Annotated in this window: 6 protein-coding genes; 3 read left to right on the forward strand and 3 right to left on the reverse strand. The window is 72.8% G+C overall.

The window, feature by feature from the left end; translation table 11 throughout:
• Positions 1-49: 49 nt before the first annotated feature.
• From ACFW2Y_RS15295 to ACFW2Y_RS15305, 3 genes are all read right to left on the reverse strand, one after another.
• The gene (locus ACFW2Y_RS15295) at positions 50-1,495 is read right to left on the reverse strand and encodes a glyceraldehyde-3-phosphate dehydrogenase (protein ID WP_384878302.1); all 1,446 of its coding nucleotides are present in this window, start codon (positions 1,493-1,495) and stop codon (positions 50-52) included.
• A 319-nt stretch (positions 1,496-1,814) separates the two neighbouring features.
• Entirely contained in the window at positions 1,815-2,846 is a 1,032-nt protein-coding gene (locus tag ACFW2Y_RS15300) for a serine hydrolase domain-containing protein (RefSeq protein ID WP_384878304.1), read from the reverse strand.
• A gap of 126 nt (positions 2,847-2,972) precedes the next feature.
• A complete protein-coding gene (locus ACFW2Y_RS15305) occupies positions 2,973-4,733 on the reverse strand; it encodes a VanW family protein (protein ID WP_384878306.1) in 1,761 nt (586 codons plus the stop codon).
• Between the two features lie 240 nt (positions 4,734-4,973).
• Here ACFW2Y_RS15305 and ACFW2Y_RS15310 point away from each other — a divergent pair, with 240 nt between their 5' ends.
• From ACFW2Y_RS15310 to ACFW2Y_RS15320, 3 genes are all read left to right on the forward strand, one after another.
• Entirely contained in the window at positions 4,974-5,726 is a 753-nt protein-coding gene (locus tag ACFW2Y_RS15310) for an IclR family transcriptional regulator (RefSeq protein WP_384878309.1), read from the forward strand.
• A 178-nt stretch (positions 5,727-5,904) separates the two neighbouring features.
• Positions 5,905-6,234 (forward strand): putative quinol monooxygenase, encoded by a 330-nt coding sequence (locus tag ACFW2Y_RS15315; RefSeq protein ID WP_384878311.1) that lies wholly within the window; start codon positions 5,905-5,907, stop codon positions 6,232-6,234.
• A gap of 95 nt (positions 6,235-6,329) precedes the next feature.
• Positions 6,330-7,364 carry a LacI family DNA-binding transcriptional regulator gene (locus ACFW2Y_RS15320; RefSeq protein ID WP_384878313.1) on the forward strand — a complete coding sequence of 345 codons (1,035 nt, stop codon included), beginning with the start codon at positions 6,330-6,332 and terminating at the stop codon, positions 7,362-7,364.
• Positions 7,365-7,447: the final 83 nt, after the last annotated feature.

Genomic DNA, 7,447 nt, shown 5'->3' on the forward strand with positions numbered 1-7,447 from the left:
CCCCCGAGGGGATGCGGAGCACCGCCGTGCTGGTGGAGCGTGCCGGGGATCAGGCCGCCGGGGCCGGGAAGGTCGGGTACTCCACGCCGGAGACGTGCTGGACGACCCGGATGACCTGGCACGAGTAGCCGAACTCGTTGTCGTACCAGAGGTACAGGATGGCGTTGTCGCCGTCGACCTTGGTCGCACCGGCGTCGACGATGGACGCGTGGCGCGAGCCGACGAAGTCCATCGAGACGGCGTCGGGGGCCGTGGTGAAGTCGATCTGGCGCTTCAGCGGCGAGTGCAGCGAGACGTCACGGAGGTACTCCAGGACCTCTTCGCGGGTGGTCTCGCGGCCCAGGCGCAGGCTCAGGATCGCGATCGAGACGTCCGGGACGGGGACGCGGATCGAGCTGCCGGTGATCGGGGCCTTCAGCTCCGGCAGCGCCTTGGCGACGGCCGAGGCGGCACCGGTCTCGGTGATCACCATGTTGAGCGGCGCGGAACGACCGCGACGGTCGGCCTTGTGGTAGTTGTCCAGCAGGTTCTGGTCGTTCGTGAACGAGTGGACCGTCTCCACGTGGCCGCGCAGCACGCCGTACTCGTCGTCCATGGCCTTCAGCGGCGGGACGATCGCATTGGTGGTGCAGGAGGCGCAGGAGAGCACCTTCTCGTCCGGCTTGATCGTGTCGTGGTTCACGCCGTGCACGATGTTGGGCACGTCGCCCTTGCCGGGGGCGGTGAGGACGACCTTGTCGATGCCGGGGCGCAGGTGCTTGGAGAGGCCCTCGCGGTCCCGCCACTTGCCGGTGTTGTCGATGAGGATGGCGTTCTCGATGCCGTGCGCCGTGTAGTCGACCTCGGAGGGGTCGTTGGCGTAGATCACCTTGATGGTGTTGCCGTTGGCGACGATGGTGCTGCTCGCCTCGTCGACCGTGATCGTGCCCTGGAACTGGCCGTGGATGGAGTCGCGGCGCAGCAGCGAGGCGCGCTTCACGAGGTCCTGCTCACCGCCGCCGCGGACGACGATCGCGCGCAGGCGCAGGCCGTTGCCCGAGCCGGCCTTCTCGATGAGCAGACGGGCGACGAGGCGGCCGATCCGGCCGAAGCCGTAGAGGACGACGTCGCGTCCGTCGCGGCGCTCGATCTTGTTCTCGCCGGTGGCACCGGCGACGGCCTCGGCGGTGAACTCGGCCACGGACAGACCGCGGTCGTCGTTCTTGTACTCGGCGGCCAGCATGCCGATGTCGATCTGCGACGGGCCCAGGTCCAGCGTCGTGAGCGTCTGGAGGAACGGCAGCGTCTCGGTGACCGAGAGCTCCTCGCCGTCGATCTGCCGGGCGAAGCGGTGGGTCTTGAGGATGCTGACCACCGACTTGTTCACCAGGGAGCGGCTGTGGACCAGGACGGTGACGTCCTGTTCCCGGTGCAGCTTCCCGATGATCGGGATCATCGATTCCGCGATCTCCTCGCGGTTCTTCCAACTGGTGAACGAGTCGTCATTGACAGTCACAAGAGTATCTTTCGAGCTAGGCGGCGCTCATATGGTAACCCCCGGCTGCTTTGGCCCATCAAGGGGTGCCGAACGCCGGGAAAGCCACCCCGGAGGGGCGGTGCCGGAGACCCTCGGGACGGGCGCGGGGCCGTGGTGGCGGCCGGACCCGTTCGGGCCGCTTCGCTCGCCCCGTCCGCGGCGGACCGGTGCGCCGGCCGGTGCCCGCCCGAGCCCTTCCTCTTCGCCTCCGCTCCGGCGAGGGGCGTCCCCCACTCCTTGCGGGGCCGCCCCCATTCCTGTCCTGCGGGGCCGACACCGCGGCGCACCCTCCGGCGGATCAGCCGAAGGCGAGGCTCCGGAAGGCGTCCCTGACCCGGGTCAGGGGACCGGGGTCACGGGTGAGGCGGAGCCGGTTGGTGAGCAGGACGGCCCAGCGGCTCCGAGCGGGGGAGACCCAGAGGGCGGTGCCGGTGAAGCCGAAGTGCGCCCAGACGTCGTCCGCCGGCTCCGTGCCCGGCGCCGGGTGCCAGAACAGTCCGCGCGGCGGGAGCAGTCGACCGGTTCGGACGCGCAGCGACGCCGTGGTCCAGTCGGCGGAGAAGGTGCCGGGTGCCGGGGCGAGCAGCTGCCTCAGGAACCGGCCGATGTCGTCGACGGTGGTGAAGACCCCCGCGATCCCGCAGGCGCCACCGAGGAGCCGCGCCGAGAAGTCGTGCACCGTCCCCCGGAGCGGGGCACCGCTCTCCTCGTCGTGTTCGGTGGGCGCGCACCGCGCCCTGGTCTCGACGGGCAGCGGTCCGAAGCGGGTGTCCGACATGGCGAGCGGCGCCCAGACCCGGTCCCGGGCGAGCCGGGGCAGCGGCTCCCGGGTGAGGTGCTCGGTGAGGTAGCCGAGGACCAGTGCCGCGCGGTCGGTGTACGCGACGGCTTCGCCGGGGCGGTGCCGCAGCGGCTCGGCGAGGACGCCGTCCCGGACGTCCTGGGGGTCCGAGCCGTACAGGTGCCGGAGGTTGGCGCGGAGCGGCAGGCCGGCGCTGTGGGTGAGCAGGTGGTGCGCCGTGGCACCGGCGAGCGGCCGTCCCGCGGCTTCGGGCCAGTAGGAGCCGAGCGGGGCGGCCAGGTCGAGCTTCCCGGCGTCGACGATCGTCCCGACCACTGCCCAGACCGCGAGGATCTTGGTGAGGCTGGCGACGTCGAAGAGGGTGTCGGTCCGGGTCGGCTCGTCGGGGCGCGTCGGGTCGAGCGGCCCGACCGCCCCGGAGGAGAGGGTGGCCCGGGCGTCGCCCACGGCCCATGCGGCGCCCGGGTACGTGCCCGCGCGGGCGGCACCGTCCAGGAGCCGCTCGAAGGGGTCGCTGAGCTGTGCCAAGGCCTGCCTCCGACGGGGGGTTCGGGGCGGTTCGGTGCGCACCCGCCGCAGGGCTGGCGGACCGCACTCCGAAGTCATGCCCCGGCCGTACCGGAAGACACCCTTCCGTCCATGCCGGTCGCTGCTCTATCCGTTCTCCCCGGTGGTCGGCTTGCAGGTCACCTCGTCGCGCGGGGTGTAGTGCGTCTTGAAGGTCTCCCGCTTGACTTCGGTGCCGCCGTTCTTGAAGACCCGATCCACCGAGATGTCGAAGCCTTCGAGCGGAGGCTGCGGCACGCAGGCCTCGCCGGTGCCCTCCCGCTTGGAGGGCTGCGTGATGTTGGTGTGCGGCCCGGCGACCGCCTCCACGGAGTCGTACTTCTTCGTCCCGAGGAAGCTGACGGTCACCGAGGAGTCGGTGGCGCTCGCCTTGATGTAGATCGGCTTGCCGGTGTCGTTGCGGAACTTCAGGTCGAGCGAGCCCCAGGCGACGGTCGCCTCGCGCCCGGCCGGGTACCGCTCGATGTAGAAGGAGTGCGCGCCGTACTCGACGGGCTTCACCCCGGCGAAGAACATGGCGTTGAAGACGGTGGTGGCCATGGCGGACACGCCGCCGCCGGGCGCGGAGCGGTACTGCCCGTCGAGGATCATGGTGCCGTCGACGAAGCCGTTCTCCGCGGTGCGCTCGCCCACGGTCTGGTTGAAGCTCCAGACCGCGCCGGGCTGCACGATCGAGCCGTCGATCAGCTCGGCCGCCCGGCCGATGTTGGTCGTCCGGTACGGGGCGGTGGGGAAGTCCACCGTGAACGTCGACATCTGTTCGGTGATGCCGAGGCGGGCCAGCGAGGCGGACGTCAACTCGGGTTCGGTGGCCTTGGTGGTCACCGGAGCCGTGCGGGCCGCGTCGCCCGACCTGGTGAGCAGGGGCCGGACGGCATCGCCGAGGGCCTTCGCGGTCACCTGGTGGCCGGGTCGGCCCGCCGACTCCACCACGACCTTGCCGTCCCGCACTCCGAGGGACGGCTCCACCGGTGCGCCGGTCAGCGCGGAGAGCGGTCGCGCCACGTCCGGATCGCGCAGCAGGGCCTGCTCGTCGAGGGAAGCGGTGAGGCGTCCGTCCTCGCTCTTCACGGCGAGGTGGTCGCCGAGCGTCGAGGCGGAGATCCGCAACCGCTCGCCCCCTGCCGTGAGCGTCACCGGGCCGGAGACCGCGGGCTTCGCGTAGGCGTTGAGGAAGCGGTTCACCTCGGTCGCGGGCACCTTCGGCTCGGTGACGCTGACCGGCAGCGTCACCGGGGCCGCGCCCGTGTCGACCGGGTAGGCGGCGCTCAGGGCCTCGGCGGCCCGCCCGGTGTCCACCTTCCGGCCGACCACCGGTTGGGTCGCGACGGCCTCGCCCGCCCGGAAGGCGACGGAACCCTCGCGGACCGCCCGGTCGTTGGCCTTGGCGAGCTCGGCCACCGCGGCCCGCGTCTTCGCCGCGTCACGGGCGAGCACCGGGCTGATCTCGCGCTTCCCTGAGGAGAACAGCCGCCCGATGACGGTGAGCGGGGCGCGGGACGGGTCGGCCGCCAGGTCGACCGTCTTCGCCACGTCCACCGTCAGACCGGCGGACGCAGGGTCCACGGTGGCGTCGTGGTCGCCGACCCGCACCGGTATCGGTGCCTTCCAGGACGCAGGGGCCGCGTCGGTGAGCGCGGCCTCGGCCTCGGCGCGGCTCATGCCGCCGATGTCCACGCCGTCGACCCGGGTGCCGGCGGATATGTCGTCGCCGGTGGCGAGGAGCCCCGCCACGTACAGGCCGCCCGCGGCGACGGCGACCACGCCCGTCGCGATGGCCGCCGTCCTGAGGTGCGGACGGCGCCCCTCGCGGGGCGTCGGGGCATGGTCGGTCCTGGAGCGGGGCACACGCTCTCCCGTGGCGTCGAGGATGGGGGGTCCACTCGACGGTACGCCGAAAGAGTGTTTTATGCACATAAAACTGTTTTGACCTGCGAAGATACGTCACGGGTGCGCCGCGCGACGGAGCGTGACGAGGCGCGGGAGCGGCCTTGCGCCGGGGGAGGGAGACGGGCGCAAAGGAGTGCGGGCCGCCCGCCTCGGGCTTCCCGGTCCGGGCCGGGGGAGCACCGGCCCTAAGCTGGGGCGATGCCCGTGACTCCCGGCCCGGGACCACAGTCGGTCGACCGGGCCCTCGCCGTCCTCGACGCGGTCGCCACCGCCGACCGACCCGTCGGGGCGAAGGTGCTGGCCCGGCGGCTCGACTGCGCCCTCTCGACCGTCTACCACCTCACCGGCCCGCTGCTCGCCCGCGGCTACCTCGTCCGCACCAGTGAGGGGTACGCCCCCGGGCCTCGCGTCCCGGCCCTGTACCGCTCCCACCAGCGGCACCACGGGCTCGGCACCGGCACCGGGGAACTCCTCGGCCGGCTGCGCCGGGAGACGGGGGCGGAGGCCTACCACACCACCTACCGCGAGGGCCTGATCACCGTCGTCGACACCACCGCCCCCGTCACCGACGTCGACCACCCCTTCATCCCCGGCCCCGAGGCCAGGGCGCATGCGACCGCACACGGGAAGGCGCTGCTCGCCGCGCTGCCGCGCCCGCTGCGCCGCCGCTACCTCGCGGAGCACGGCATGGCGCGGTTCACCGAGCGGACGATCACCGACGCCGAACGGTTCGAAGCCGAGGCGGACCGGGTGCGCGCCCGGGGCTTCGCCGTCTCGGTGGGCGAGGCGGACCCCGCCCACACCTGCCTCGCCATCGCCCTGCCCGGACGCGGCGACGGCATCGTCCACGCACTGTCCGTCTCCTTGCCCACCGCGGAGTTCGAGCGGCGCCGAAGCGACATCAGGGCCGCCCTGCATCGCGCCGCTCCGGAATTCCCGGCCGTGCCGTAGGGGCTCCCCCGACGTCTGCCGTGTCCCCTGCCCGAACTGCAGGGCCACGGCCGCTCCCCAGGGATGCCCCCGCTCCCCAGGGATGCCCCCGGTGCCCAAGGCGTCCGTCTTTCCGGCCCTGTCGGAAAGACGGGCCGCCCCGCTCGCCCCTCCGCCCCGACCGCCACAGGATGGGCCCATGATCTTCATCGCCGTCCGCTTCACCGTCCGCCCCGACCACGCCGACCGCTGGCTCGACCTGGTCGACGACTTCACCCGCGCCACCCGCGCGGAACCCGGCAACCTCTTCTTCGACTGGTCCCGCAGCGTGGACGACCCGCACGTCTTCGTCCTCCTGGAAGCCTTCGCCGACGCCGACGCGGGTGCCGCCCATGTCGCTTCCGCCCACTTCACGGCCGGGCTCGCGACGATGGCCGGAGCCATCTCCACCACCCCCGAGATCATCAACGTCGAGGTTCCGCAGCAGGGCTGGGGAGCCATGGCCGAGTTGGCCCCGACCGGCGCCTGAACCGCCCCCGCCGGCGCCCCCGTGCGCCCCGCCCCGCCTGATAGGTTCCCGTGGAACGAGTGCGGGGCGGCGCCCCGGGGGGGGGAGGGCGGCACATGGCGGCGAGCGGGCGGCAGACCGGCAGACCCACGCTGGAGGAGGTCGCGGCCCGGGCCGGCGTCGGCCGCGGCACGGTGTCCCGGGTCATCAACGGCTCCCCGAAGGTCAGCGAACGGGCGAGGGACGCCGTCGAACGGGCCGTCGCCGAATTGGGCTACGTCCCCAACCGGGCTGCCCGCGCCCTCGCCGGCAGCCGTACCGACGCCGTCGCCCTGGTGATCCCCGAGACCGAAACCCGTCTCTTCGCCGAGCCCTACTTCCTCGACATCATCCGCGGGGTCAGCACCGAACTCGCCGTCGCCGACAAGCAACTCCTGTTGACCCTCGTCCGCAGCGAGCAGGAGCGGCAGCGCTTCGAGCAGTACCTCGCCGCGCAGCGCGTCGACGGCGTCCTCCTCGTTTCCGTGCACGGTGACGACCCCCTCCCCGACCAGGTCCGCGCCCTCGGCCTGCCCGCCGTGCTCAACGGCCGCCGCACCGAGGCCGAGCGCGTCGCCTTCGTCGACTCCGACAACACCGGGGCCGGCCGGGCCGCCGTCGCACACCTCGCGGACCGGGGCCGCCGCACGATCGCCACCATCACCGGACCGCTCGACATGTACGTGGCGCGGTGCCGTCTGGACGGCTACCGCGAGGGCCTCACCGGGGCCGGGCTCGCACCGGACCCGACGCTCGTCGCCCACGGCGACTTCACCGAGGAGGGAGGTCGGCGCGCCATGCGCGAACTCCTGGACCGCAGACCCGACCTCGACGCCGTCTTCGCCGCCTCCGACGTGATGGCGGCCGGCGCGCGGAGCGTCCTGCGCGAAGCAGGCCGCCGGGTTCCCGAGGACGTGGCCCTCGTCGGCGTCGACGATTCGGTGGTCGCCCGTCACATGGACCCGCCGCTGACGAGCGTGCGCCAGCCCATCGAGGAGATGGGGCGCACCATGGCGCGCATGCTCCTCCAGGAGCTCACCGAACCCGGCGACGCCGACGAACAGCCCCATCGGGTACTGCCCACCGAGCTCGTGGTCCGCGCCTCCTCCTGAGCCGCCCCGTTCCGACCGGCCGCGCCGGCCCGATCACGGCCGAGATGCAAGCGTCCCGGGACCCCCGGACAATGGACTCCGTA

The sequence above is a fragment of the Streptomyces sp. NPDC058877 genome (genome assembly GCF_042742855.1).
Classification (GTDB): Bacteria; Actinomycetota; Actinomycetes; order Streptomycetales; family Streptomycetaceae; genus Streptomyces.

Bases quoted from the DNA above. Each gene is read 5' to 3' on its own strand.
- ACFW2Y_RS15310 (WP_384878309.1), top strand. From the start codon at position 4,974: ATGCCCGTGACTCCCGGCCCGGGACCACAGTCGGTCGACCGGGCCCTC.
- ACFW2Y_RS15315 (WP_384878311.1), top strand. From the start codon at position 5,905: ATGATCTTCATCGCCGTCCGCTTCACCGTCCGCCCCGACCACGCCGAC.
- ACFW2Y_RS15320 (WP_384878313.1), top strand. From the start codon at position 6,330: ATGGCGGCGAGCGGGCGGCAGACCGGCAGACCCACGCTGGAGGAGGTC.